General features: G+C 73.8%; 21 protein-coding genes. 9 read left to right on the top strand and 12 right to left on the bottom strand.

What is annotated here, in order from left to right:
• Nucleotides 1–41 precede the first annotated feature (41 nt).
• Nucleotides 42–941, bottom strand: coding sequence for a GDSL-type esterase/lipase family protein (locus tag HS048_RS19685; protein WP_307832562.1), 900 nt, complete (start codon nucleotides 939–941; stop codon nucleotides 42–44).
• Between the two features lie 188 nt (nucleotides 942–1129).
• Between HS048_RS19685 and HS048_RS19680 the strand changes: the two genes are divergently transcribed.
• Nucleotides 1130–2359: an isochorismate synthase MenF gene (locus HS048_RS19680; RefSeq protein WP_196468172.1), complete on the top strand. Its 1230-nt coding sequence runs from the start codon at nucleotides 1130–1132 to the stop codon at nucleotides 2357–2359.
• Between the two features lie 268 nt (nucleotides 2360–2627).
• Here the strand turns inward: HS048_RS19680 and HS048_RS19675 are convergent, their stop codons facing one another.
• Both HS048_RS19675 and HS048_RS19670 read right to left on the bottom strand, forming a co-directional pair.
• The gene (locus HS048_RS19675) at nucleotides 2628–3266 is read right to left on the bottom strand and encodes a DedA family protein (RefSeq protein ID WP_068900711.1); all 639 of its coding nucleotides are present in this window, start codon (nucleotides 3264–3266) and stop codon (nucleotides 2628–2630) included.
• 332 nt (nucleotides 3267–3598) lie between these two features.
• Nucleotides 3599–4225 carry a YigZ family protein gene (locus tag HS048_RS19670; protein WP_196468171.1) on the bottom strand — a complete coding sequence of 209 codons (627 nt, stop codon included), beginning with the start codon at nucleotides 4223–4225 and terminating at the stop codon, nucleotides 3599–3601.
• Nucleotides 4226–4417: 192 nt separating this feature from the next.
• Here HS048_RS19670 and HS048_RS19665 point away from each other — a divergent pair, with 192 nt between their 5' ends.
• Nucleotides 4418–5152, top strand: coding sequence for a PIG-L deacetylase family protein (locus tag HS048_RS19665; protein WP_196468170.1), 735 nt, complete (start codon nucleotides 4418–4420; stop codon nucleotides 5150–5152).
• An 80-nt stretch (nucleotides 5153–5232) separates the two neighbouring features.
• On the opposite strand, the gene HS048_RS19660 is transcribed toward HS048_RS19665, so the two are convergent.
• Both HS048_RS19660 and HS048_RS19655 read right to left on the bottom strand, forming a co-directional pair.
• The gene (locus HS048_RS19660; protein ID WP_196468169.1) at nucleotides 5233–7860 is read right to left on the bottom strand and encodes an ATP-binding protein; all 2628 of its coding nucleotides are present in this window, start codon (nucleotides 7858–7860) and stop codon (nucleotides 5233–5235) included.
• A 118-nt stretch (nucleotides 7861–7978) separates the two neighbouring features.
• Nucleotides 7979–8302, bottom strand: a complete 324-nt coding sequence (locus HS048_RS19655; protein WP_068900702.1) for a winged helix-turn-helix domain-containing protein — start codon at nucleotides 8300–8302, stop codon at nucleotides 7979–7981.
• A 177-nt stretch (nucleotides 8303–8479) separates the two neighbouring features.
• On the opposite strand from HS048_RS19655, the gene HS048_RS19650 reads away from it, so the two are divergent.
• On the top strand, nucleotides 8480–8980 hold the full coding sequence (locus tag HS048_RS19650) for an STAS domain-containing protein (RefSeq protein WP_196468168.1): 501 nt from the start codon (nucleotides 8480–8482) through the stop codon (nucleotides 8978–8980).
• A gap of 12 nt (nucleotides 8981–8992) precedes the next feature.
• Here HS048_RS19650 and HS048_RS19645 read toward each other — a convergent pair whose 3' ends face one another.
• The 3 genes from HS048_RS19645 to HS048_RS19635 form a co-directional block, all read right to left on the bottom strand.
• Entirely contained in the window at nucleotides 8993–11515 is a 2523-nt protein-coding gene (locus tag HS048_RS19645; protein WP_196468167.1) for an ATP-binding protein, read from the bottom strand.
• Between the two features lie 156 nt (nucleotides 11516–11671).
• Nucleotides 11672–13333 (bottom strand): 2-succinyl-5-enolpyruvyl-6-hydroxy-3-cyclohexene-1-carboxylic-acid synthase, encoded by a 1662-nt coding sequence (gene menD, locus HS048_RS19640; protein WP_196468166.1) that lies wholly within the window; start codon nucleotides 13331–13333, stop codon nucleotides 11672–11674.
• Nucleotides 13330–14223 carry an o-succinylbenzoate synthase gene (locus HS048_RS19635; RefSeq protein WP_230881793.1) on the bottom strand — a complete coding sequence of 298 codons (894 nt, stop codon included), beginning with the start codon at nucleotides 14221–14223 and terminating at the stop codon, nucleotides 13330–13332. Before HS048_RS19635 ends, menD begins: the two co-directional genes overlap by 4 nt.
• A gap of 507 nt (nucleotides 14224–14730) precedes the next feature.
• Between HS048_RS19635 and HS048_RS19630 the strand changes: the two genes are divergently transcribed.
• The 3 genes from HS048_RS19630 (at nucleotide 14731) to HS048_RS37325 (ending at nucleotide 17975) form a co-directional block, all read left to right on the top strand.
• Nucleotides 14731–15921 carry an AMP-binding protein gene (locus HS048_RS19630; RefSeq protein ID WP_196468164.1) on the top strand — a complete coding sequence of 397 codons (1191 nt, stop codon included), beginning with the start codon at nucleotides 14731–14733 and terminating at the stop codon, nucleotides 15919–15921.
• A gap of 49 nt (nucleotides 15922–15970) precedes the next feature.
• Nucleotides 15971–16354, top strand: coding sequence for a hypothetical protein (locus HS048_RS19625; protein WP_196468163.1), 384 nt, complete (start codon nucleotides 15971–15973; stop codon nucleotides 16352–16354).
• A 211-nt stretch (nucleotides 16355–16565) separates the two neighbouring features.
• Complete coding sequence (locus tag HS048_RS37325; protein WP_230881792.1) at nucleotides 16566–17975, top strand: RNA polymerase sigma factor; 1410 nt, start codon at nucleotides 16566–16568, stop codon at nucleotides 17973–17975.
• Nucleotides 17976–18045: 70 nt separating this feature from the next.
• Here HS048_RS37325 and HS048_RS19615 read toward each other — a convergent pair whose 3' ends face one another.
• On the bottom strand, nucleotides 18046–18462 hold the full coding sequence (locus tag HS048_RS19615) for a hypothetical protein (protein WP_068900685.1): 417 nt from the start codon (nucleotides 18460–18462) through the stop codon (nucleotides 18046–18048).
• Nucleotides 18463–18725: 263 nt separating this feature from the next.
• On the opposite strand from HS048_RS19615, the gene HS048_RS19610 reads away from it, so the two are divergent.
• Nucleotides 18726–19319 (top strand): TetR/AcrR family transcriptional regulator C-terminal domain-containing protein, encoded by a 594-nt coding sequence (locus HS048_RS19610; RefSeq protein WP_196468162.1) that lies wholly within the window; start codon nucleotides 18726–18728, stop codon nucleotides 19317–19319.
• 422 nt (nucleotides 19320–19741) lie between these two features.
• Nucleotides 19742–19933: a DUF5999 family protein gene (locus HS048_RS19605; RefSeq protein WP_068900681.1), complete on the top strand. Its 192-nt coding sequence runs from the start codon at nucleotides 19742–19744 to the stop codon at nucleotides 19931–19933.
• A gap of 38 nt (nucleotides 19934–19971) precedes the next feature.
• Here HS048_RS19605 and HS048_RS19600 read toward each other — a convergent pair whose 3' ends face one another.
• Nucleotides 19972–20574, bottom strand: a complete 603-nt coding sequence (locus HS048_RS19600) for an alpha/beta family hydrolase (RefSeq protein WP_196468161.1) — start codon at nucleotides 20572–20574, stop codon at nucleotides 19972–19974.
• A gap of 81 nt (nucleotides 20575–20655) precedes the next feature.
• On the opposite strand from HS048_RS19600, the gene HS048_RS19595 reads away from it, so the two are divergent.
• Entirely contained in the window at nucleotides 20656–21033 is a 378-nt protein-coding gene (locus HS048_RS19595) for a hypothetical protein (protein WP_196468160.1), read from the top strand.
• Between the two features lie 188 nt (nucleotides 21034–21221).
• On the opposite strand, the gene HS048_RS19590 is transcribed toward HS048_RS19595, so the two are convergent.
• Both HS048_RS19590 and gcvP read right to left on the bottom strand, forming a co-directional pair.
• Nucleotides 21222–22007 (bottom strand): hypothetical protein, encoded by a 786-nt coding sequence (locus tag HS048_RS19590; protein WP_196468159.1) that lies wholly within the window; start codon nucleotides 22005–22007, stop codon nucleotides 21222–21224.
• A 114-nt stretch (nucleotides 22008–22121) separates the two neighbouring features.
• Complete coding sequence (gene gcvP / locus HS048_RS19585; RefSeq protein WP_196468158.1) at nucleotides 22122–24977, bottom strand: aminomethyl-transferring glycine dehydrogenase; 2856 nt, start codon at nucleotides 24975–24977, stop codon at nucleotides 22122–22124.
• Nucleotides 24978–25000 lie beyond the last annotated feature (23 nt).

Below are 25000 nucleotides of genomic sequence, written 5' to 3'. Positions count from 1 at the left end.
GCCGGGTCCCGCCCGGAGCGGACGGAGCGGAGGGGGCCCGGTCAGCGTCGCCCGGCCGGCTCGTCGGCGGGCTCGTCGAGCCAGCCGCGGGCCGCGGCGAAGGTCGTCTTGGCGATCAGCCGCTGCCCCGCGGCGTTGGGGTGGAAGAAGTCCCATCCGCTGACGTGGTCCAGCGTGAAGGGATGGCGGAACACCGCCCCGCCGTCGAACCGGCACGCCCGGCCGTACTCCGCGCAGACGTCCGCCAGCGCCCTGTTGTAGGCCGCGACCCGCGCCCGCACCCGATCGCGGCGCGCCCGGTCGGCCGGGGCGGTGGAGGCCGGGCGCGCCAGCATCGTGGGGCAGATGCGGCCCACCGTCCAGAAACCGCGGGCCGCCGCGTTGCCCCTGCCCACCCGCCACAACCGCTTCAGATCGGGGATGCTGGCCAGGAACACCCGCGCCCCCGGCCGCCGCTCCTTCAGCAGCCGCAGCGCGGCGGCCACCCTGGCCCGGTAGACCGGGACCGGCGTCATCCTCCGCTCCTCCGGCACGCAGGCGTCCTGGGCCCCGATCAGGACCGTCACGTAGTCGGCCCGCCGCGCGACCGCCCGCGTCATCTGCCCGGACAGGTCGGCGCTGGTCGCACCTGGGACGGCGAGGTTGACGTTGTGCCCCTCGACTGCCTCGTCCCGGGCGAGCAGCCGCAGGTAGTGGCTGAGCACCTCGGCGTGGTCCCCCGCCGCCCACGAGCGCGAGGTGCAGGAGACGTACCAGCCGCAGACGTTGAACCCGGCGCTGATGGAGTCGCCCAGCGCCGCCATGACCACCGGCCGCCACGGCACGGCCGTCCGGCGCACCTCAGCCCCGGCGGCCCCTGCCGGGCCCGCCCAGCCGACCAGCAGGACCGCCGTCGCCGTCAGTGTCGCCGTCAGTTTCGCCGTCGGTGTCGCTGTGGACACGGTCACACTCCTGCGCGCCATGGCACCTCCGGGTGAGAGCTCACATCTGCTCCCGGATGTATCACCGCAGGCCAGGACGGCGCTCCCGGTTGACCGACTCCCTTGGTTCCCTTGACAGACCCCTGAGGCCGTGCCTACCCCGGGGGGCCGCCGTCGAACACGTTCAGTTTCCGCATAGAGTGTCAGGGGTGAGAGCCGCGCTCGGATCGACCCGTCCTCTCGTGGTGAGAACCGCCCTCGTCGCCGACCCCGGCGACCTGCTCACTCGACTTCCCGCCGCCGCCCCGCATGCCTGGATCCGGCACGGCGAGGGCCTCGTCGCCTGGGGGGAGGCCGCGCGGGTGAGCGTGCCGCCCGGCCCCGGGCGCTTCGACTGGGCCCGCGACTGGCTCTCGTCCGTCTTCGCCGGGGCCCACGTCGACGACGAGGCGCACGCCCCCGGCTCCGGCCCCGTCGCCTTCGGCTCCTTCACCTTCGACCCCGCCTCCCCGGGGTCCGTCCTCGTCGTCCCGCGGACGGTCCTCGCCCGCCGTGACGGCCGGGCCTGGCTCACCACCATCGGCGAGGGGCGCCTCGACGAGATCACCGCCCCCCGCGACCCCGGCCGGATCAGCTACGGGGACGGCAGCCTCACCGCTCCCGAATGGGAGCACGCCGTCGCGCAGGCCGCCCGCCGGATCCGGTCCGGCCGCCTGGAGAAGGCCGTGCTCGCCCGCGACCTGACCGCCGTCGCCGAACACCCCATCGACGTGCGGGTGCTCCTGTCCCGCCTGGCCGGGCGCTTCCCCGAGTGCTACACCTTCTCCTGCGCCGGGCTGGTCGGCGCCACCCCCGAGCTCCTGGTCCGTCGCACCGGCGAGACCGTCGAGTCCCTAGTCCTGGCCGGCACCACCCCCCGCGGCACCGGCCCGGACGACGACGCGGCACGCGGGGCCGCCCTGTTCGCCTCCGCCAAGGACCGCCGCGAGCACGCCTGCGCGATCGACTCCGTCCGCCGGACCCTCGCCCCGCTCTGCGCCGAGCTGAAGATCCCGGAGGAGCCCGAGCTGCTCGTGCTCCCCAACGTCCAGCACCTCGCCAGCCCGGTGACCGGCCACCTGTCCGCCGGGCTCTCGGTCCTGGACGTGGTCGCCGCCCTGCACCCGACGGCGGCCGTCGGCGGCACCCCCACCCGGACCGCCCTGCAGGTCATCCGCGAGCTCGAGGGCATGGACCGGGCCGGATACGCCGGCCCGGTCGGCTGGATCGACTCCCGCGGCGACGGTGAGTGGGGCATCGCCCTGCGCTGCGCCCAGATCGAGGGCGCCCACGCCCGGCTCTTCGCCGGCTGCGGCATCATGGGCGACTCCGATCCGGCCGCCGAGCTCGCCGAGGCCCAGGCCAAGTTCCGGGTCATGCAGTACGCCCTGGAGGGCTGAACGGAGGCTCGGCGGCCCTCATACGGCGGCGCGGAAAGCCCGATGGGGCGGCGATCCCGATGACGCGGCCGGCGACTCCGATGACACGGCGGCCGGGCACCCCCGTGGCGCGAGCGCACTCGGCGATCCCCGCAGCATGGCGCCGCCCGCGGCCCCGGATGCCGGGACCGCCCGGAACCGACCGGCCGCGAGGACCGGTCCGGTCAGCACCGGGGCCCCGCCCGGAGCGGTCCCGGCCGACGCCCTGACCGCCCCGACCGCCCCGCCGTCATCCGGCGTGGTGCTTGCCCTTGCCGCGGTCCTTCATCCGGACCGTGATGAAGATGACGATGGCCAGCAGGACGACGCCCAGCACCGCCTTGGAGACGATCCCCATGTACTGCTCGACCAGGTGGTAGTTCTCCCCGAGTGCGTACCCCGCCATCACGAACGCCGTGTTCCAGATGAGACTGCCCATCAGGGTGAGCAGGGTGAAGATCGAGAGCGGCATGCGCTCGACGCCGGCCGGGATCGAGATGAGGCTGCGGAAGATGGGGATCATCCGCCCGAAGAAGACCGTCTTCTTGCCGTGCCTGGCGAACCAGGCCTCGGTCTTCTCGATGTCGGAGACGCTGACCAGCGGCAGCTTGGAGGCGATCGCGATCACCCGCTCGCGGCCGAGCAGCGCGCCCACCGCGTACAGCGCCAGCGCACCGATCACCGATCCCAGGGTGGTCCAGAGCACGGCGTCGAACAGGCCCATGTTCCCCTGGCTGGCGGTGAAGCCTGCCAGCGGCAGGATCACCTCGCTCGGCAGCGGCGGGAACAGGTTCTCGAGCGCGATCGCGATCCCGGCCCCGGGCGCTCCCAGGGTCTCCATAAGGTTGATCGCCCACCCGGCGACTCCGTCGACAGTCGTTGAACTCATGGGGACAAGGCTAGGGAACCCTGGATATGCCATGCATGAGGTAGAGCGCCGTTGTGGAGTGACGGCCTCCCCAGCCGGAGGGTGTGGAAAACCCCAAGATCCGGCCATCCGGCGGCGGCGGCCCCGCGGTTCGCCGGAGGCGGCCACCGCCCATTGACGTCTTCGCACGTCAGGACGTTGCAGTGACCGCGCGAAGGAGGGAGGACGACCGGAGCCGGAACCACTCGGCGAGAGGAGGGACGGCCCGGCGGAGCCGGAGGCGGCCGCGTCACACCCGGAAGCGATGTGACCCATCTCACAGTTCCTCTGACCTCATGGAGGGGGAAGACCCGTCAGACTTTCCGGAGATACACCGTTTCACCTGGTTCGATGACGGCCTGGCCCGCCGTCAGCGTGGCGACCCAGTCGGGGAAGATCCCCAGCTCCGACTCCCGCACCGCCACCTCGAGACCGACCCGCGCGCCGTAGACCGCCCCGCGCACCTCGTACGGCGAGATCCGCAGGTCGTTCTCCAGCCGCCCGGCGCGGAGGTGGTCCACGGTCACGGTCATGATCCTGGCCGGCACCATCTCCACCGGCACGACCAGGTCCAGCGTCCTGCCGACCGCCCCGCCGTACGCGCGGACCAGCCCGCCCGCGCCCAGTTTGACCCCGCCGAAGTAGCGGGTGACCACCGTGGCCACGTCGCCGAGGCCCCGGCGCAGCAGGGTCTCCAGCATCGGCGTGCCCGCCGTCCCGCCGGGCTCGCCGTCGTCGTCGGCCTTCTGCAGCCGCCGGTCGCCGATCACGTAGGCCGAGCAGTTGTGCGTGGCGTCGGGGTGGAGCCCCCTGCGCCCGGCGACGAAGTCGCGCGCCTCCTCCTCCGAGGCGGCCGGGACGATCGCGCAGATGAACCGCGACCGCTTGATCTCGATCTCGTGCTCGACGGGTTCGCCCAGGGTCAGGTACGGCTCGGCCACCGCATCAGAGTATCCAGGCCGCTGGTTTTACAATGTAGATTCTTTGCTGGTCGGACTTCCGCTCCGCGCCGGAGGCGGGCACGCCGGTTCGCCCCCGCCGATCCGGCGCGGCCGCCGGTAGGCGACGATCCGCACCGTGACGGCGGCCATGATCGCCGCCTCTGCGATGTAGATTCACTGCGGGAGGCTCCGATGACCGAGCAGTTCGAAGCGATGCCCAGCGACTGGACCCGGGCGCTGGCGATCGTCGCCCATCCCGACGATCTGGAGTACGGCTCCGCGGCGGCGATCTCCCGCTGGACCAGCGAGGGACGCGAGGTCTTCTATCTGCTGGTCACCAGGGGCGAGGCCGGCATCGACACGGTGCCCCCCGGCCAGGCCGCCGCCCTGCGGGAGAGCGAGCAGCGGACCGGGGCCGCCGTGGTCGGCGTCACCTCGGTCGACTTCCTCGACCACCGCGACGGAGTGATCGAGTACGGCCCCGCCCTGCGGCGGGAGCTGACCCGGGAGATCCGGCGCCGCCGGCCGGAGCTGCTGATCACTCTCAACCACCACGACACCTGGGACGGCCGCACCTCCTGGAACACCCCCGACCACCGCGCCGTGGGCCGGGCGGTCCTGGACGCCGCCGCCGACGCGGGAAACCGGTGGATCTTCCCCGAGCTGGCCGCCGAGGGCTTCACCCCCTGGAACGGCGTGCGCTGGGTCGCCGTGAACGGCTCCCCCCACCCGACCCACGCCGTCGACGTGAGCGATCACCTGGAACGCGCCGTCCGCTCCCTGCTGGCGCACCGCACCTACATCGAGGCGCTCACCGACCGGAAGCCGGAGGAATACTGCCGCGCACTCGTCTCCCAGGCCACCTCGGAGGCCTCGGCCCGCTTCGGCGGCCGGCCGGCCGTCTGCTTCGAGCTGTTCCCCCGCTGATCCCGGATCAGGCGGGATTCACCGGGCCGGGCCCGCTTCCCGCCGCACGGCCGGCGCCGGAGGGCTGACCGTACCCGGCCTCAGCGGCGCCGCCGCGGCCGCCCGGACGAAGGCGACGACCTCCGGCGGGCCTGCCGTGCGGCAGCGGGAGCGGCCTTGGCGGGCAGGGTCAGGCGGACCCGGGTGCCGTGGCCGGGACCGCTCTCGATGTGCACGTTCCCGCCGTGCATGTCGGCGATTCTCCGCACCAGGGCCAAGCCCACGCCGGTGCCGCCGATCGCCCGCTGCTCGGCGGTACCGCCGCGGTAGAAGTCGTCGGAGACATGGTCGAGGTCCTGGGGGTCGATGCCGGTGCCGGTGTCGGCGACCTCGATCGCCGGGGCCGGGCCGGCGGTGACGGTGACGTCGATGCGGCCGCCGGGCGGGGTGAACTTGACCGCGTTGTCCAGCAGGTGGGCCAGCGCGTGCCGGATGCGCCCGGCATCGGCCCAGGCGATCACCGGTGCCGGGGCGTGCACGGTCACGGCCAGGTGCTCGGTGCGCCCCTGGGCGGTGATCGCCTGCACGGCGTTCTGCGCCAAGGCCACCAGATCGGTCTCGGCCGGAGTGAAGGCGGCGTTTCCGGCGTTCAGGCTGGCCATCAGCAGCAGCTCGTCCAGCAGCTGACCCAGCCGGGTGCTGTTGCGGTCGATGACCTCCAGGAAGCGCGCCTGGGTCGCGGCGTCCAGGTCGCCCTCGCGGATCAGCTGCAGGTAGCTGTGTATCGAGGTCAGCGGGGTGCGCAGTTCGTGGTTGACGGTGCGCAGGAACTGGTTCTTCACCTCGTCCACCTGGCGCAGGCGGCGAACCTGCTGCTGCTGCTGGACGAGCAGGCGCTCGCGCTCCTCGGTGATCTGGCGGCGGTCGGTGACGTCGGTGGAGATGCCGTCGACCAGCAGCCGCTCCCCCTCCCGGCGGGGCGCGCCCCGGCTCCAGATCCAGCGGGTGACGCCGTCCAGGCCGATGAGCCGGTACTCCAGCTCGGCCCGCCGCCCGGCGATGAGCTCGGCGCAGAAGGCGCCGAAGGCGTCCCGGTCTCCGGGATGGACGAAACGCAGCATGACGGCGATGAAGTCGTCGTCGGGCGACAGGCGCAGCCGCCCGCCGAACACGGTGGTGTGCTCGGTGTTGACGTAGACCGGGCGGGCGGTGCCGTCGGGCCGGATCTCGACGGTCCAGACCTTGTCGGTGAGCTGGTCGATGATCCGGTCGAACCGGCGGCGGCTCTCGGCCAGCTCCAGCGCGAGCTCCTCGGCGCGGCGGCGCTCCATGTACCGGCCCACATGGGCGCACACCCCGTCCAGCAGGTCGGCCAGATCGTCGTCGGGTTGCCGGGGGTGGTCGCCGGCGAAGGTCAGCACGCCCAGGACCTGCGCGCCGCTGCGCACCGGCAGGGCCACGGCCGAACGCAGACCGGCCCGCAGACCGGCCCGCACCCGGGGGGTACCGGCCGGCTCGGCCGCCGTGTCCGCGATCCAGACCGGCTCACCGCGCTCCCAGGCCAGCCCCGGCAGTTCCTCCCCCCTGACGAACACCTCCGGATGGTCTGCGGTGAAGGCGGACAGGTCCCGTCCGGGCCTGCTCCAGCTACCGATCCTGGTGATGGCCCTCTGGTCCCCGTCGACCTGCCAGTACTCGCCGTAGGCCCACCCCAGCGCGTCGGTGACCGCGGCGGCCACGCCGGCGGCGGCCTCCTGGCTGGAGGCGGCGTCGGCCAGCACCCGGGTGACGGCCTGCTGGGCCTCGCGCAGCAGGCCGATGCGGTACGAGTCGGTGATGTCGTGGCCGGCGACCAGCGCGCCCAGGCGGTGCCCCTCCGGCGTGTCGATGGGCCGGCCGTTGACCAGGAAGCGGCGCGGCCCGGCATCGGTCTCGGCCACCACCTGCCGCCCGTGGAAGCACTCACCGGCCCACGCCCGGGCCAGCGGCATCTCCTCGACCGCCAGCGGAGTCCGCCCGTCGGGGGCGTACAACGGATAGGAGCGCAGCCAGGAGTGCACGTCGGAGGGCGGGGTGTCGGTGTGCAGGCTCTCGCGCAGCGGCCTGTTGATCACCAGTCTGCCGTTCTCGTCGCAGGCCATCACCGACACCTCCAGGCTGTCGAGCAGGGCGCGCAGGAAGGTGCGCTCCTGCTGCCTGCCCGCGGCCCCCTGCGCGGCGTCGGCGCGGGCCAGCCGCAACGCGATCTCGGGCTCGATCAGGGCGGCCAGGTCCTCCAGGATCCGCACCTGCTCGCGGCTCCAGGTGCGGGCCGTGGCGTCGATGACGCACAGCACACCGATCACCTGCGCGGCCGGCGTGTTCAGCGGCACCCCGGCATAGGCCGCCAGCCGCCCGCCGGTGCTCTCCACGAGATCGTGCCAGCGCCCGTCACCGCGGGCGTCGTCGATCACCAGAGGCGCGTCGTCGGCCACGACGTGCCGGCACAGCGACCGCGCCAGGGGGTTCTCCCGCACCGCCTGCGGATCGGCCATCCCCGCCGTGCTGACGACGACCTGCCGGTCCTCGGTGATCAGCGACACCATCGCGACCGGCACGTCCAGCAGCCGGGTCGTCATCCGGGTCACCCGGTCCAGCACCGGTACCTCCGGCGCGTCGAGCAGACCGGTGGCGTGCAGTGCCTGCAGCCGTTCCGGGTCGCCGATGCGATCTTGATCACTCGCCCCCATGGCACACCACCCCTCACACCTTTCCTACCCATATGAGGGATTTCATCGGGCAGGTCGCGGGGAAGCCGTGCCGGACCCCGGGTGGTCCGACGCGCAGGAGGACGCGGAGAACGCCCCGTCACGGGGCCGCGGCGGGGCGATCCCGATGGGTGAAGATGCTGAGCAGGCTGTCGATGCGCACATCCGCCTCCGCCGGATGCCGGAAGCGCCGGGTGGCGTCGATGCTGTAGTGGTTGCGCCGCCCCACCCGGGTGCGGGTGAGGTAGCCGGCCTCCTCCAGGTCGGCGACGATCGCCTGCGCGGCCCGTTCGGTGATCCCGATCCCGGCGGCCACATCGCGCAGGCGGATCTGCGGATCCTGCGCGATCATCAGCAGGACCCGGGCGTGGTTGGTGAGGAACGTCCATCGGGCGGAAGGCCGGTCGGTGTCAGAGCTGCCCATGATCTCACCCTGGAAGTTCGCTGCCCGCAGGTTCGCCTCGCGAACCGGATCGCGTGCGGTCTCTTTCTGCTCACGATCTCATACGAAGGATATTTCATGTAACCCAGTTCGGGGTTATCCTTCGGGAGTGGTCGATCAACCCTACCACACGGACAAGTGAGGGATCGCAGGAGCGTCATGACGAACCGCTCTGTTGCCGAGGTGGATGCCAGGCCGGCCGGCGCCGGTTCCACTGCCGGGGCTCCGTCGAGGACGGCGCCGGTGGACGGCGACCTGACGCTCCATGGCGGACGGCGGCCGGAGAGCGGCGCGCCCGCGCCGGTGGAGCAGCCGCTCTACGGCGATCAGCGTCTCCGGATCGCCCGTTACGCCGGGCGGTCCGGTCATGTGCTGAGGCTCAGCGGGCAGATCGACGCCGGCAACAGCGCCGTGCTGGCGCGTGTCCTGAACGGCCACGGCGCGTGCGATGCGGGCACCGTCATCGACGTCGGCCAGGTGAGCTTCATCGACGTCTCCGGGCTGCGCGCCCTGTTGACCTGCGCGTGTCCGGCATCGCACCGGGTGCGCCTGGGCGATGTGCCGCCTCATGTGCAGCGGCTGCTGACCCTGCTGGGCTGGGACGGACTGTGCGACCGCATGACGTGGCCCGAAGACCTGCTCGCCGAGTGGGCGGCATAGCCGCCCGCGGCATCAGGTCTCCGGCGGGTCCACGGGGAGGCACACCGTGAAGACCGTGCCGCCCCCGCCGCGGGGGGAGGCGGTGATGGTGCCGCCGTGCGCGGTCACGATCGCCTTGGTCACGGCCAGGCCCAGGCCGGTTCCCTTGATCCCGGCGTCTTTGGCGGTGGAGGCGCGGAAGAACCGGTGGAACAGCTGCCCGTACTGCTCGGGAGGGATGCCGATACCGGTGTCGGCCACCGTGATCATGACCGATCCGCTCGCACAGGCGCTGCCGGCCGCGGGCTGGGCGGTGACGGTCACCCTCCCGCCCGGAGGGGTGTACTTGATCGCGTTCGACAGCAGGTTGTCGATCATCTGGCGCAACCGCACCGGGTCGGCGTGCACGCGCAGAGCCTGGGCGAGTTCGGCGCCGACGGTCAGCCGCTTGGCCTCGGCGGCGGGCCGGTGGTCGTCGACGGCCTCGCGCAGCAGGCCGGTCAGCGCCAGGGGCCGGGGGTCGATGCCGATGTGCCCGGCCTCCAGACGGGCCAGTTCGAGCAGGTCGTCGACCAGACGTTGCAGGTGGGCGCTCTTGCGGTCGATGACCTCGGTGAAGGCACGCTGCCCATCGGTCAGGTCCGCGTCGTCCAGCAGCAGCTCGGCGTAGCCGCGGACGGCGCCGATGGGGTTGCGCAGCTCGTGGGTGACCAGCGCCATCAGCTCGTCCTTCATCCGGTCCAGTTCCCGCAGACGGCGCACCTGCTCCTGCTCGGCGGCCAGCAGGCGCTCGCGCTCCTCGGCGATCCGGCGGCGTTCGGTGACGTCGGTGGAGATGCCGTCGACCAGCAGGCGGCCGCCTTCGCGGCGTGGCATGCCCCGCATCCAGATCCAGCGGGTGACGCCGTCCAGCCCGACCAGGCGGTATTCGATCTCCGCTCTGCGACCGGAGGAGACCGCGGACCGGAAGTCGGCCATGGCCGGGAGATCGCCGGGGTGGATCCGGCGCATGACGACCTCGGCTGGATCGACGCCCTCGGGCGGCGGCCCCCCGAGCAGTTTGGCGAGGTTGGGGCTGGTGTTCAGGCAGCGGGCCGCCCCGTCCGGGCCGGTCTCCACCGTCCACACGTCGTCGTCGAGCTGGGCGATGATCTGCTCGAACCAACGGCGGCTCCCGGCCAGCTCCAGCGCGAGCTCCTCGGCGCGGCGGCGCTCCATGTACCGGCCCACATGGGCGCAGATCCCGTCCAACAGGGTGACCAGGTCCTCGTCGGGCTCCTGGACCGTGTCGGCGAAGAAGGCCAGCACGCCCCCTGCCTGGCCGCCGCTGTGGACGGGCAGGCCGATGGCGGCGTGCAGACCGGCCCGCAGCGCCTCGTGCTTGCGGACGAAGTCGCGGTCGTCGGCGGACAGGTCGGCCACCCACATCGCGCGGCCGCTGTCCCACACCAGCCCGGCCAGTCCTCTCCCCCGCTCGAAGGTGAGCGGCTCGGCGCCGGTGAAGACCGATGCCTCCCGTCCGGGCCGCACCCAGGAGGCGATACGCGTGACACCGCTCCGGTCGGGCCGCACCTGCCAGTACTCACCGCAGGTCCAGCCCAGCGCGCCGGTGACCGCGGCCAGCACCCCGGCGGCGGCCTCCCGGCTGGAGGCGGCCTCGGCCAGTACCTGCACCACCTCCTGCTGAACGCGGCGCAGCACACCGAGGCGTTTCTGGTCGGTGATGTCGTGCAGCAGGGCGTCGTACAGCAGCCCGTCGCCGCCGCCGGCGGCGGTGCGCACGAGCATCTCGGCGGGGAACTCCCGTCCGGACCGGTCGACCGCGGTCAGCTCCAGGCGCCGCCCCGCCGGTCCGTCCTCTTCCCGCACCCGGCGCAGGACCTGCTCCCAACCGGCGCGCAACCGTCGCGGGCAGACCAGTTCCTCGACCGGGCTGCCGAGCGCCTCGGCGGGCGACCAGCCGAACAGGCGCTCGGCCGCGGCGTTCCACGCCATCACCTCCCCGGCGGCGTCGAAGGACAGCGCCGCCTCCGGCACATGGTCGAGCGCGGCCTGCGCGTGCGCCAGCCGCACGGCGATCTCCGCCTCCACCATCGCGGCCAGGTCCTCCAGCGTGCCCAGCTGCTCCGCGTTCCACTGCCGGGGCCGGTCGTCGATCACGCAGACCGCGCCGAGCACCCGGTCGCCCTCGGTGTGCAGCGGCATCCCCGCATAGGACAGCAGGTGCCCGCCGCCCACCGCCTCCACCTCGCACCAGCGCTCGTCGGTACGGGCGTCCGGCACGACCAGCGGCGCGCCGGTGGCCACGATGTGCTGGCACAACGACTGCGACAGGGGATTGTGCTGGGCCCTCCACGGATCGGCGGGCCCGGCCGCGCTGATGACGACCTGGCGGTCGGCGGTGATCAGCGACACCATGGCCACCGACGTCTCCAGCCACCGGGCCGCCAGCCGGGTCACCCGGTCCAGCAGCGGAACGTTCGTCGCCTCCAGCAGGCCGGTCGTGTGCAGGACCTGCAGGCGGGTCCGATCACGGAAACGGTCGACCGTACCCATCACCTTCACCTCCAAAGGAGTCTTGTACCCCTCTGTAGGTGTTTTGTCCGCTTATGAGTGGCGACCTCACCGGGCCGACGCCGGTTCCGTCAGCGTCTGCCGCCGATGAGCCCGTTCCCCGGGGCACGGTCGGCGTCGTCGCCGCGATGCCCCGGCTCACCCCGCCATGGCCGCGCGGACCGCCGCGCTCGCCGCCTCCCGCATGGTGACGTGCAGCGCCGCGTTGGCCCCGCGCTCCGTGCGCACCTCCACGATCCGCACCCCCTGCCCGCGCAGCGCCTTGTCCAGCTGCCCGGGCTCGCTCACCGCGGTGTACGGCGTGCCGGTGGCCGCGGCCGTGTAGGCCAGGTCCACGCCGTGCCGGGTGCCGAAGACCCGCTCGAACGGATCGCGGAACGCGGCCTGGGGCAGCAGCGAGAAGATCCCGCCCCCGTCGTTGTTCACCACGACCAGGCACAGGTCGGGACGGGGCTCCAGCGGGCCGAGGACCAGCCCGTTCTGGTCGTGCAGGAACGTCAGGTCGCCCATCAGCGCGAACGCCGGGCCGTTGTGGGCCAGTGCCGCGCCCATCGCGGTCGACACCACCCCGTCGATCCCGGCGACGCCCCGGTTGGACAGGATCCGCAGCCCCCGCCTGGGCCGCATCGCCTGGTCCAGGTCGCGGATCGGCATGGAGGAGCCGACCGTCAGCAGCGACCCGTTGGGCAGCAGGTCCGCCAGGTCCCGCGCCAGGCGCGGCTCGCTGAGGCCCGAGTCGTCCAGCACCTCGTCGATCGCCGCCCGGGCCGCCGCGTCGGCGCGGCGCCAGGAGTGCAGCCAGGCGTCGTCGCCGGCCGCGATCGGGATCTCCACCGCCTGCGCCACCTGGGTGGCCGAGCGGGTCGGGTCGGGCCAGCGGGTCAGGTCGGGGGCGACCACGACGTGCTCGCCGGCCTGACCCAGCCACCGGAGCAGGGACTTCGACAGGCTGGGTCGGCCGAGGGTGACCACCACCTCCGGGCGGTGCGCCTCGGCGAACTCCGGGGTGCTCAGCAGGTGGTGGTAGGCCGACATCGTGTGGTCGCCGTAGCGGGCGCCGCCGTTGGGCTCCGACAGCACCGGCCAGCCCGCCATGCCGGCCGCCGCGACGTACCGGCGCGTGCCCACGGCGCCGTCGCCGACCACCAGCACGCCCCTGCGGGTCTGCGGCAGGTGCAGCGCGACGCCCGGGGGCGCCACCCGCGCGCGGACCCAGGGCCCGTCCGCGCCGCCGTCCAGGGGCTCGCACCAGGAGGCGTCGCCGTCGGGGACCAGAGGCTCCCGGAAGGCCAGGTTGAGGTGGACCGGGCCGGGATCGGCGGGGCCGAGCGAACGCTGGTAGGCGCGGCACACCAGGGAACGCCAGTAGGCGACCTGGCCGGGCCGTTCCTCGGGGACGCCGACCTCGGCGAACCAGCGGACCGCCGTGCCGTACAGCTTGAGCTGGTCGGCCGTCTGGCTCGCGCCCGTGTCGCGCAGTTCGGGCGGGCGGTCGGCGGTGAGCACCAGCAGCGGCACCCCCGACTCGTGCGCCTCCATGACCGCCGGGTGGAAGTTGGCCGCCGCCGTGCCCGAGGTGCAGACCAGGGCCACCGGGCGCTCGCCGCGCCGGGCCAGGCCCAGGGCCAGGAAGGAGGCCGACCGCTCGTCGATGCGCACGTGCAGCCGGACCCGGCTGTCGGCGTGCGCGGCCAGGGCGAGCGGGGCGGAGCGCGAACCGGGCGCGATCACCACGTCCGTGAGGCCGCAGCGCACCAGCTCGTCGACCAGGACGGTCGCGAGCGCGGTCGCGGGGTTCACCGTGCCTCCTTCAGGCGCCGCACCCAGGCGGGCGACTCGATCTCGTAGCGGGACAGGGCTCCCGGGTCCGCCTCGGAGCGCCGTACCGGGAGCGTCCCGTCGACCGGGACGAGCGGCTCGGCCACCACGTCCCCCTCCAGCAGGGACAGGGTGCCCAGACCGCAGGCGTAGGGCAGGTCGGGCAGGGCCGCGGCGAGCGCCACCCCGGCGGCCAGGCCGACGGAGGTCTCCACCGCGCTGGAGACCACGGCGGGCAGCCCGCACGCCTCCACCACCCGCAGCGCGGCCGCCACCCCGCCGAGCGGCTGCACCTTCACCACCGCGATGTCGGCCGCCTCCGCCGCCCGCACCTTCAGCGGGTCCTCCGCGCGCCGGATCGACTCGTCGGCCGCGATCGGCACCTCGACCCGCCTGCGGACCCGGGCCAGCTCGTCCAGGGTCGCGCAGGGCTGCTCGGCGTACTCCAGGCCGAAGCGGCGGTCCAGCCCGGTGATCCGGGCCACCGCCTCGTCGACGTCCCAGGCGCCGTTGGCGTCCACCCGGATCCGGCCCGCCGCGCCGAGCGCGTCGCGCACGGCCTCGACTCTGGCCAGGTCGTCGGCGAAGGTCTGGCCCCGCTCGGCGACCTTCACCTTGACCGTGCCGCAGCGGGCCCGCCGTACCATCGCGCGGGCCTGCTCGGGTCCGACGGCGGGCACGATGGCGTTGACCGGGATCCGGTCGCGCAGCGGCGCGGGCCAGCCGGTGAAGGCCGCCTCCTCGGCGCAGGCACGCCAGCGGGCGCACTCGGCCGGGCCGTACTCGGGGAAGGGCGAGAACTCCCCCCACCCGGCCGGACCCCTCAGCAGCAGGCCCTCACGGGCGGTCTGCCCGCGGAAGCGGGTCCGCATCGGGATCCGGAACGCCCGGAGCTCCGCCGTCTCCGGTGCCCCGGATCCTCTGGCGCCCATTACGGCCGACGCGGAAACGCGCCGGAGCCGGGCGCCCGCTCCTCCCCGGACGCGTCGCGGCCCTCGCGGGCCCGCCCGCCCGTGCCGGCCGGGCCCCGCCGCGAGGAGGTCCGCGCACCGGACCGGGAGGCGCCGCGGCGTTCCGGCCGGTCGGCCGCGATCCTCACGGTCTCCTCAGCGGCCTCGCGGACGACGTCCTCGTAGTCATCCGACCGCTTCCAGCCGACCGTCACGATCGTCTCGCCCCTTCCCCCGCGCCGGCCCCTCGGTCGTCGTCCGGCTCGTCGGCACTAACCTTACCGAAGGCCCGCACAGGGCCTCTGCCTGCGGGCCGGGGACGAATGCGGTCCCCGTCAGGGGGTGACCCGCCGTCAGGTGGGACACCCGAGCATGGTAAGGGTCGGTGGAATCCCACCGTTCACCCTCCTGGATCAGGATCTCCAGCTGATGCGTTCGATTCCGAAGCGGGCAGGCGGCCGGGAGCTGCACGCCGTGACCCTGCCGCCGGGGCCCGCGCTGTTCCACGCGGTCGCCGCGGCGCTCGACGACAGCGGTCCCGCGGGCCCGGCGATCCTGCCCCTGCCGCCGAACCTGCCCGGCCCCGCGCTGCGGGCGACGCTGGAGGCCCTGCGCCCGGCCCGGCTGGACGGCGTACGGCGGCCCGGGGGCGAGCCCGTCCCCCCGGAGGTGGCCGTGGTGATCGCCACCAGCGGCACCACCGGGGTCCCCAAAGGCGTGCAGCTGTCCGCCGCCGCGCTGCGCGCATCGGCCTCGGCCTCCCTGGAGCGGCTGGGCGCCCGGCCCGGTGAGCGGTGGCTCTGCTGCCTGCCGCCCTCGCACGTCTCCGGCCTGCAGGTGCTGGTCAGGTCCCTGCTGGGCGGGACCGAGCCGGTCGTCCACGACGGCTTCTCCGCCGAGGCGGTGCTCGCCTCCGGGGCCGCCCACGTCTCGCTGGTCCCGACCCAGTTGCGCCGCCTCCTGGCCGTCTCGGCGGACCTGTCGGCGTTCCGGACGATCCTGCTCGGCGGGGCGGCGGCTCCCCCGGGACTGCTGGACGAGGCCCGCGCGGCCGGCGCCCGGATCGTCACCACCTACGGCATGAGCGAGACCTGCGGCGGCTGCGTCTACGACGGCCGCCCCCTCGACGGTGTGGACCTGCGGATCGGCGGCGGTTCCCCGGACGGCCGGATCCGCATCGCCGGGCCCGTCCTCTTCTCCGGTTACCGGCTCCGGCCCGACCTGACCTCCGCGGCCCGCGACGGCGACTGGTTCGTCACCTCCGACCTCGGCACGCTGGAGGACGGCCGGCTGCGGGTGCTGGGCCGGGCCGACGACGTGATCAACACCGGCGGGGAGAAGGTCGTCGCGGCGGCCGTGGCGGCCGCCGTGGCCGAGCACCCGGCGGTCGCCGACGCCGCCGTGGTCGGCCGCCCGGACCCCGAGTGGGGCGAGCGGGTGGTCGCCGTCGTGGTCTCCCCCGCTCCCCCGTCGCTGGCCGGGCTGCGCGTCTTCGTCAAGGAGCGGCTGCCCGCCCACGCGGCCCCGGCCGAGCTGGTCGTCGTGCCCGAGATACCGCTCCTGTCCAACGGCAAACCGGACCTGGCCGCGCTCCGTCGTGCGCTGCGAGGGGAACCGTGAGGGTGCTCCCGACGTCGAAGAGATGACGCGAGCAGGAAGGACGAGCCCGATGAAGCCAACCCGCAAGACGTGGGTCTCCGCCGGAGTCGTCGCCGTGGTCCTCACCGGCGGCGTGTCCGTCGCGGCGGCCGCCTCCGCGGGCGGGGCCGGACGGGCGGGCGGACCCGCGCCCGCGATCGAGCCGAACGAGCCGGTCCCCGCAGGATCGGCTCCGCCGACCGCCCCGGTCCCGCCCGCCTCGCCGGAGCCGACCGGCCCGGTGGAGGACTTCGTGGTCTCCAAGGAGATCGGCCCCGAACCCGAGAAGGTCGCGCGCTACTGGACCGAGCACCGGATGGAGGAGGCCCGGCCGATGCCGATGCCGGTGGTCGAGGGCCGCGTCGATGGCCCCGTCGACGGCTCTGTCGAGGGTCCGGCCGGCCCGACCGGGTAGGCGGTTCTGGACGGCGCGACAGGACTCCGATGGGATGGGCCGGTTGAAACCGGCCCATCCCATCATATTTTCCCCGTCAAGTCGGGAACAGAAAGGTCGTCCGCGGGGTTATTGGTACTGGTGCGCTGAGCGGTCCCCCGGCCGCCCCACCCGCAACGTGTCACACCCACAACCTGCAAACAGACGACTCCGTAACGGAGGAGGTGTCCTCATGCCCCAAACCGCCGCCGCGACCTCGACCGAGGCCCCGACGACCCTCGAGCAGCTCCTTGACCGAGGGCGAGTTCAGGGTCACCTTTCTCTCGCGGAGCTGCGCCACGCCTTCGCCGACGCGGGCATCAGCCCGGCCGAGGGCCGCACGATCCTGCGCGAGCTCACCGAGGCGGGCGTGAGCCTGGCCGCCGAGGACGAGCCCACGCTCGCCGCGGCCACCAAGAAGGCCGCGGCCAAGACCGCCGCCCGCAAGACGGCGGCCCGCAAGGTCTCTCCGCGCACGGCCGGGGCCGCCGGCGGCAGGACCGCCGAGAAGGCCGGGAAGAAGGCCGCGGCCGCCCCGCAGGACGCCCCGTCCGGCAAGACCGCGCCGGGGCCGGACGACGAGCCGGAGAACCTCGAGGCGAAGCTGGCGGAGGAGGGCTGGACCGCCCCTGACGAGGCGGAGCTCGAGGCCGAGGTGGAGCAGGCGGCGGCGGACCTGGACGACCAGTCGTCGGTCATGGGCGACTCGGTGCACACCTACCTCAAGTCGATCGGCCGCCGCACGCTGCTCACCGCCGCGCAGGAGGTCGAGCTCGCCAAGCGGATCGAGGCCGGCCTGTACGCCGAGGCCAAGCTGGAGTCCGAGCCCGGCCTGCCCGCCGACGTCCGCGACGACCTGGAGTGGGTCGCCGAGGACGGCCGCCGCGCCAAGGACCACATGCTGGAGGCCAACCTCCGGCTCGTCGTCTCCGTCGCCAAGAAGTACACCGACCGCGGCATGGCCCTGCTCGACGTGGTCCAGGAGGGCAACCTCGGCCTGATCCGCGCGGTGGAGAAGTTCGACTACACCAAGGGTTACAAGTTCTCCACCTACGCGATGTGGTGGATCAGGCAGGCCATCCAGCGCGGCTTCGCCGACTCCGCCCGCACCATCCGCCTGCCCGTGCACGTGCTGGAGATGCTGTCCAAGCTCTCCCGCGTCGAGCGCGACATGCACCAGCGGCTGGGCCGCGAGCCCACGCCCGAGGAGCTGGCGGTCGAGCTGGACAGGACCCCCGACCAGATCGAGGAGCTGCTGCGCACCAGCCGCCAGCCGCTCAGCCTCAACGCCACCATCGGCGAGGACGGCGAGACCACCATCGGCGACCTCATCGAGGACGTCGACTCCCCGGAGGCCTCCGAGGTGGTGGACCGCCAACTGCTGGGCGAGCAGCTGCGCGGCGTGCTCGGCAACCTCTCCCCCAGGGAGGCCCGGATCATGGCCCTGCGCTTCGGCCTCGTCGACGGCAAGCCCCACACCCTCGACGAGATCGGCAAGCACCTCGGCCTGACCCGGGAGCGCATCCGCCAGCTGGAGAAGGAATCCCTGTCCAAGCTGCGCCACCCGAGCAACACCCGCCCGCTGCTCGACTGGGCCAGCTGAGCCCCGCGGACGCGCCGAGCCCCGGTACGGTCCCGCCGTACCGGGGCTCGGCGCGTCCGGCGCCCGGGTCTCAGGGCGTGGTGCCCGCGCGGTTCGCGGTGCCGACGGGGAGCACGTCGCGCGGCATGTCGACGAGGCGGTTGCGCTCACGCAGAGTGCGCAGGCGCTCGACCTCGGTGGTCCACTCGGCTCCTCTGGGGGTCGCCCGGCCCTTGCGGCGGCGGAGCCGGTCGTCGTAGGACCTGACGCCGAAGGCCACCCGCTGGTTGGCCTCGGCGGCGCGCAGCGCCTCGGTCAATGCCTTGTCCAGGACCAGGGCGGCGGCCCGCCGCTCGGCGGAGGAGGTCGTGGTGGCCTGCACCTCGCGCAGCGCGGCCTCGGCCAGGCGGGCCTTCCGCAGAAGCTCGGGGAAGCTCTTCCCGACCTCCTGGTCAGCGTGGTAGCGAACCTCCGCCTCCCGGCTCACTCGCGGTCGGAAAAACGCCATCTTCTGCCCTCTCTCGGCTGACTGCCCGGCTGGTGACAGCGGTTAGCCTACGCCGTCCGCCGCGGGCCCACGCACTCAGGGGACGGCGGCGCACCATGCGGCACCGCGCGGCACCGGCGAGCGGCTCAGTGCCGCCCCGGTGCCGCCCCGGTGCCGCCTCAGTGCCGACCCGGTGCCGACCCGGTGCCGGCCCGGCGGACACGCCGCCGACGGAACCGGCGATTTCCTTTACACAGTAAGGCAGCTGGTGGCAGGATGGCTCCATGCCGGCCAAGCGACCACCGATCCCCCTGTCCAGGGAGCGCATCATCGAGGCGGCCCTGCACATCGCCGACAGCCAGGGGCTGCGGCGGCTGACCATGCGGCGGCTGGGCGACGCGCTCCAGGTGGAGGCGATGGCCATCTACCACCACCTGCCCCGCGGCAAGGACGCGCTGATGGACGCCCTCGCCGAGCACGTCACCACTGTCCACGTGGAGCCCGGCGGCGACTGGCGGGAGACCGCGCGCGAGTGGTGCCGGGCGAGCCGCGCCGCACTGCGGGAGCACCCCGGAGTGCTCGCCCTGGCCCTGACCAAGCCACCCAAGGGGCAGGCCGCGATGGCCGTGCGGGAGCAGACCGAACAGCTGGCCGAGGCGGGGCTGCCGGACGCGGCCCAGGCCGTGCGGGCGCTGCGCGCCTACGTCTTCGGCGCGGTGGCGGTGGAGGTCCAGCAGTCGGGCTGGGCCGAGCCCGCCGGTCCGGAGGATGACGCCGAGCCGTGGCTGCCGCCCTCCAGAGGCGGCGGCAGCGCGGCGGCCGACGCGGATTTCGAGCGGGGGCTCGACGCCCTGCTGGCCGGCCTCACCCGGAGCTGACCCCTCCCGGACCGGCGCGGACGGCCCGGGACGCGGAGGCGGCTCCGGTCGGCTCTCCGGTTCACAACCGATCGTTTACACAATCTCCGGCGTGTCGCACTTGGCCGGTTATCGGGTGATGCGGCACGCTGTGTCATAGGTCACATACCGGTGTCATAGGTCACGCCCCCACTGGGACCGAAGGGCCACTTCCAATGGCCCTCAAACGGTCCTAACTGACTATGTCGCGCGGGTGTGACCCGTCACACACTTGAGCTGTTCAGTGTGCACGCCTCACCCCGTTCGAGGCGTGCACCGTCATATGTCAACCGCAAACGCTCGTCCCTCGTCATACGTGGGAACGGGGTCCCATCGGTGACGGTGCCCGCCGATCGCCGACGTCGACCCCGGCGAGCCGACACGAGAGATCTGGAGGCACGCCGATGTGCCCGCACGAGCCGTCCTGCCCTTCCGCCGATGGGCCGGGCCGCGAGGCCGCCCGCACCGTGGTCGCCCACCCCGAGCAGGGGTGGAGCCTTCTCTGCAACGGCGTGGTGCTGTTCGAGGACACCGGTGAGCTGCTGCCCGATGGTGCCGTCATCGAGCCGCACCGCCCCCTGGCCGGCGTCTCCTGAGCATCCGCGTCACCGGGGGCGGGCCGCGCCCTGTCTGATCAGCGCCGGGCCCGCGCCCTGGCGTCGAGCCACCCGGCCACGGCCCCGCCCACCAGGGCGGGGTCCTTCTTCAGGTCGTGTCCCTCCCCCGGCAGCACGACCAGGCGTGCGACGTCCTCCGCCGCCGGCACGCCGAAGGGGTCCCGGTCCCCGCTGACCGCCAGCACGTCCACGCCCGCGGCGCGCAGTTCCTGCGCGCGGGAGCGCTCCGGCCTGCTCGGCGGGTGCAGCGGGAAGGCCAGTGCGACGACCGCCTCGGCCCCCACCGCGCCCGCCGTACGGCACGCCACCCTGGCCCCGTTGCTCCGCCCGCCCTGCACCAGCGGCAGGCCGGGGTGACTCCGGCGGACCTCCGCCACCGCGGCCGCCCACGCCTCGTCCTGCTTGACCGCCGAGCCCGGCGCGTGCGCACCGCGCAACCGGAACGGCTGCGTCACCCGGGCGACCAGGCCGCCGATCCCCAGCACGGCGTCCCGTACGGCCAGCAGGTCCGGCGCCTCCACTCCCCCGGCCGAGCCGTGCGTGAGGACCAGCAGGAACCTGGGGTCCGGAACCGGGTCGATCTCGGCCCGCGCCGGGCCGTGCGGCGTCACGATCTCCATGGGGGAACGCTACCGGTGCCGTCCGCGGATCTCGTCCTGATGACCGATGCCATGCCCCCGCGCAGGGTGCAGACTGGGAACGTGCAGGAAAACCACGACATCCGCCAGGACATGCGCGCCACCCTCGACGCCCGGCGCGAACTGGGCCCCGAGTACGAAACGGCGCTCGTCGAGTCGTTCGTCGAACGGCTCGACGCGACCATCGCCGCCCGCGTGCGGGCCGAGGTGCATGCCACCGGCTCCGCACCCTACGGACCGCCCCCCAAGAAGCAGCGCAGGAGCGGTGATTCGTCGGCCACGATCGCGCTGGGCTCACTGGGCATCGGCATCCCGCTGACCGGCATCGCCGCGGGCGAGGCCGGGGTCGCCGGCCTGCTGCTCGCCTGGGGCGGCATCATCGCGGTCAACCTCGCCCACGCGCTGGGCGGCTGGCGCCGCCGCGACTACCGCGACTACTGATCCGGCCGCCGTCCCCCGCCGGGGCCGTGCCCCCCCGGAGGGGGTGCTCCCACGGGTGGATCGGCCGCCGGGCCGGACGGCCCGGCCCCCGAGCGGTGCCCGGTCCGCCCGCTCCCAGCAGGGACCGTGACACGGCTCCTGCTCCGTCCCGCATGAGGGTGGGCCCGCGGCGGCGGAACCGCCACTCGCTACGGCAGGTCGCGGTCGCGGCGCAGCCGGACCTGGGCGGCCAGCCGCTCGTCGGCATGGCCGAGGCCGTAGTCCCACACCCGCTCGGCGTCCTCGTCGCGCCCCCGCAGCGGGAGCGTCCGGGCCAGGAGCTCGATGGCCAGCGCGCTCGTCTCGACGTCGCCGCCCTCCTCCACCGCCCCCTCGAACTCCGCGCACGCCAGTTCCAGGTGCGCCACGCCGAGCAGCACCCGCAGCCGCGGCGGATCGGCCACGTCCGGCACCGCCAGCGCCTCCAGGAGCACGTCGGCCGCTTCCCCGGGTTCCCCCTCCTCCAGGAGGAACTCCGCCAGCCGCTGGGCCGCCCGGGAGGCGATCTCCGGGTCCCCGGTGGCCAGGGCGGCCCGCAGCGCCTCCTCCGCCTCCCGCTCGTCCGCGGCCAGCCGGGCCAGGGCCATGTGCGCCAGCGGTGCGTAGCCGGGGTTCCCGAGCCCCAGGGCGGCCTGCCAGGCCGCCCTGGCCTGATCGGTCAGGTCCTCGCTCTCGAAGCTCTCGGCGAGCAGGCAGGCCGCCTGCGCGGCGAACTCCGGATGCCCCGTCGCCAGCGCGGTGCGCGCGGCGGCACGGGCCCCCGGCACGTCCCCCCGCTCCTGGAGCACCACGGCCAGCCCCACCGCTGCCTGGGCCCGGTCGGGCCCGTCGGCGTCGGCGGCCAGCTCGGCGAAGATCGCGGCGGCGCCGTCCAGGTCGCCGTCCTCGGCCAGCCTGCGCGCGACCTCCAGGGGGTGTGTGTCGACGTCCGGCATTCAAGATCCTCCCCGGGTAAGGAACGGCCCCGAGCCTAACGACTCGGGGCCGTCCGCGTCTTCGCATACGCGGTGATCCGTGCGGTCCCGCGGGCGGGCCGTACGGCGGGCGGGTCAGTCCTCGTACGCCTCCAGCGGCGGGCAGGAGCAGACGAGGTTGCGGTCGCCGTAGGCCTGGTCGATGCGGCGCACCGGCGACCAGTACTTGCCCTCGCGCAGCGACGGCACCGGGTAGGCGGCCTCGGTGCGCGTGTAGGCGTGGGACCACTCGTCGGCGGCGACGCAGTCGGCGGTGTGCGGCGCGTTGCGCAGCGGGTTGTCGGTCCGGTCGTAGGCCCCCGAGGCGACCTTCCCGATCTCCTCCCGGATCGCGATCATCGCGTCGCAGAACCGGTCGAGCTCGGCCAGGTCCTCGCTCTCGGTCGGCTCGATCATCAGCGTCCCGGCCACCGGGAAGGACATGGTCGGCGCGTGGAAGCCGTAGTCGACCAGGCGCTTGGCCACGTCGTCGACGGTGACGCCGGTCTCCTTGGTGATCTGGCGCAGGTCGACGATGCACTCGTGGGCGACCAGCCCGCCCCGGCCGGTGTACAGGACCGGGTAGTGCGGAGCCAGTCGGCGGGCCAGGTAGTTGGCCGACAGGATGGCCTGCTCGGTCGCGGCCTTGAGGCCCTCGCCGCCCATCATCCGGATGTAGGCCCAGGAGATCGGCAGGATGCCGGCCGAGCCGTACGGCGCGGCGGAGACCGGGCCGACCGCCGAGCCCTCGCGCAGCGGGTGGCCGGGCAGGTAGTCGGCGAGGTGGGCGCGGACCGCGACCGGGCCGACACCGGGGCCGCCGCCGCCGTGCGGGATGCAGAAGGTCTTGTGCAGGTTCAGGTGGGACACGTCGGCTCCGAACTCGCCGGGCTTGGCCAGGCCGACCAGGGCGTTGAGGTTGGCGCCGTCGACGTAGACCTGGCCGCCGGCCTCGTGGACCAGCTCGCAGACCCGGGTGATGCCCTCCTCGTACACGCCGTGCGTGGACGGGTAGGTGACCATGATCGCGGCGAGCCGGTCGCGGTGCGCCTCGATCTTGGCCTCCAGGTCGCCGAGGTCGACGTTGCCGTCGTCGTCGCAGGCCACCACGACCACCTTCATGCCCGCCATGACGGCGCTGGCGGCGTTGGTGCCGTGCGCCGAGGACGGGATGAGGCAGACCTCGCGACCGGCCTCGCCCCGAGCCCGGTGGTAGGCGCGGATGGCCAGCAGGCCGGCGAACTCGCCCTGGGAGCCGGCGTTGGGCTGGATCGACACGGCGTCGTAGCCGGTGACCTCGGCCAGCCAGCGCTCCAGCTCCCTGATGAGCTCCAGATAGCCCTCGACCTGGTCCTCGGGGGCGTACGGGTGCAGGCCGGCGAACTCCGGCCAGGTGATCGGCTCCATCTCGGTGGTCGCGTTGAGCTTCATGGTGCAGGAGCCCAGCGGGATCATCGACCGGTCGAGCGCGACGTCCTTGTCCTGGAGCCGGCGCAGGTAGCGCAGGAGCGCGGTCTCGGAGCGGTGGGCGTGGAAGACCGGGTGGGTGAGGTAGTCGCTCGTGCGCAGCAGCTCGGCGGGGAGCGCGTCGTGCGCGGCGGCGTCCAGGTCGGCCAGGACCGCGCCGCTGACCTCGAAGGCGGCCAGGACCTGCTCCAGGTGGAGCAGCTCGGTCTTCTCGTCGCAGCTGACGCCCACGTGGTCGGCGTCGACCAGGCGGAGGTTGACCCCGTTGTCGCGGGCGGTCGCGACGACCCGCTCCGCGCGGCCGGGCACCCGGGCGAGCACGGTGTCGAAGAAGACGTCGTGCACGACCTCCACGCCGCCCTGGCGCAGGCCCTCGGCGAGCACCACGGCGAGCCGGTGCACGCGCCGGGCGATCCGGCGCAGGCCGTCGGGGCCGTGGTGGACGGCGTACATGCCGGCGATCACGGCGAGCAGCACCTGCGCGGTGCAGATGTTGCTGGTGGCCTTCTCCCGGCGGATGTGCTGCTCGCGGGTCTGCAGCGCGAGCCGGTAGGCGGGGCGCCCGTCGGCGTCCTGGGAGACGCCGACCAGCCGGCCGGGCATCTGCCTCTGGAGACCCTCGCGGACCGCCATGTAGGCCGCGTGCGGGCCGCCGAAGCCGAGCGGGACGCCGAACCGCTGGGAGGAGCCGATCGCGATGTCGGCGCCGAGCTCGCCGGGCGGGGTGAGCACCGTGAGCGCCAGCAGGTCGGCGGCGGCCACGACCTGGGCGCCGCGGGCGCGGGCGGCCTCGGCGACCGCGCGGAAGTCGCGGATCCGGCCGCTCGCGCCGGGGTACTGCACCAGGACGCCGAAGCACTCGGGGAGCTCCCCGGACAGGTCGCTCTCGACCAGCTCGATGCCGAGCGGCTCGGCGCGGGTGCGCAGCACGGCCTTGGTCTGCGGCAGCGCGTCGGCGTCGACCACGAACACGTCCGACTTCGCCCGGCCGGCGCGGCGGGCCAGGGTCATCGCCTCGGCCGCGGCGGTGGCCTCGTCCAGCAGGGAGGCGCCGGCGATGTCGAGCCCGGTGAGGTCGGAGACGACCGTCTGGAAGTTGAGCAGGGCCTCCAGCCGGCCCTGGGAGATCTCCGGCTGGTAGGGGGTGTACGCGGTGTACCAGCCGGGGTTCTCCAGCAGGTTGCGGCGGATGACCGCGGGGGTGACCGTGTCGTGGTAGCCGAGGCCGATCATCGAGGTGAGCACGGTGTTGCGGGCGGCCAGCGCGCGCAGCTCCCCGATCGCCTCGGTCTCGCTCGCCGCCGAGGGCAGCTCCAGCCGGTCCGCGGAGCGGATCACCTCGGGCACGGCCACCGCGGTCAGGTCGGCGACGGAGGCGAATCCGACCGCCTCCAGCATGCGGGTCTGGTCGGCGTCGTCGGGCCCGATGTGGCGGGTGGCGAACGGCGGGGGGGCGAGCTCGCTGAGGGGTGACAGGTCGGTCATGGAAAGCCTCCCGAGGCGGTGGA

Source organism: Planomonospora sp. ID91781 (assembly GCF_015711595.1).
Classification (GTDB): Bacteria; Actinomycetota; Actinomycetes; order Streptosporangiales; family Streptosporangiaceae; genus Planomonospora; species Planomonospora parontospora.
Note: the sequence above shows the minus strand (reverse complement) of the source record. Positions and strands in the feature narration are given on the sequence as shown.

What these genes read in the sequence shown, in the direction of transcription:
- HS048_RS19675 (WP_068900711.1), bottom strand. Translation starts at nt 3,266, where the DNA reads ATGAGTTCAACGACTGTCGACGGAGTCGCCGGGTGGGCGATCAACCTT.
- HS048_RS19610 (WP_196468162.1), top strand. Translation starts at nt 18,726, where the DNA reads ATGCCGGCCAAGCGACCACCGATCCCCCTGTCCAGGGAGCGCATCATC.
- HS048_RS19615 (WP_068900685.1), bottom strand. Translation starts at nt 18,462, where the DNA reads ATGGCGTTTTTCCGACCGCGAGTGAGCCGGGAGGCGGAGGTTCGCTAC.
- HS048_RS19605 (WP_068900681.1), top strand. Translation starts at nt 19,742, where the DNA reads ATGTGCCCGCACGAGCCGTCCTGCCCTTCCGCCGATGGGCCGGGCCGC.
- HS048_RS19600 (WP_196468161.1), bottom strand. Translation starts at nt 20,574, where the DNA reads ATGGAGATCGTGACGCCGCACGGCCCGGCGCGGGCCGAGATCGACCCG.
- HS048_RS19650 (WP_196468168.1), top strand. Translation starts at nt 8,480, where the DNA reads ATGACGAACCGCTCTGTTGCCGAGGTGGATGCCAGGCCGGCCGGCGCC.
- HS048_RS19630 (WP_196468164.1), top strand. Translation starts at nt 14,731, where the DNA reads ATGCGTTCGATTCCGAAGCGGGCAGGCGGCCGGGAGCTGCACGCCGTG.
- HS048_RS19655 (WP_068900702.1), bottom strand. Translation starts at nt 8,302, where the DNA reads ATGGGCAGCTCTGACACCGACCGGCCTTCCGCCCGATGGACGTTCCTC.
- HS048_RS19665 (WP_196468170.1), top strand. Translation starts at nt 4,418, where the DNA reads ATGACCGAGCAGTTCGAAGCGATGCCCAGCGACTGGACCCGGGCGCTG.
- HS048_RS19645 (WP_196468167.1), bottom strand. Translation starts at nt 11,515, where the DNA reads ATGGGTACGGTCGACCGTTTCCGTGATCGGACCCGCCTGCAGGTCCTG.
- HS048_RS19590 (WP_196468159.1), bottom strand. Translation starts at nt 22,007, where the DNA reads ATGCCGGACGTCGACACACACCCCCTGGAGGTCGCGCGCAGGCTGGCC.
- HS048_RS37325 (WP_230881792.1), top strand. Translation starts at nt 16,566, where the DNA reads ATGCCCCAAACCGCCGCCGCGACCTCGACCGAGGCCCCGACGACCCTC.
- HS048_RS19635 (WP_230881793.1), bottom strand. Translation starts at nt 14,223, where the DNA reads ATGCGGACCCGCTTCCGCGGGCAGACCGCCCGTGAGGGCCTGCTGCTG.
- HS048_RS19660 (WP_196468169.1), bottom strand. Translation starts at nt 7,860, where the DNA reads ATGGGGGCGAGTGATCAAGATCGCATCGGCGACCCGGAACGGCTGCAG.
- gcvP (WP_196468158.1), bottom strand. Translation starts at nt 24,977, where the DNA reads ATGACCGACCTGTCACCCCTCAGCGAGCTCGCCCCCCCGCCGTTCGCC.
- HS048_RS19625 (WP_196468163.1), top strand. Translation starts at nt 15,971, where the DNA reads ATGAAGCCAACCCGCAAGACGTGGGTCTCCGCCGGAGTCGTCGCCGTG.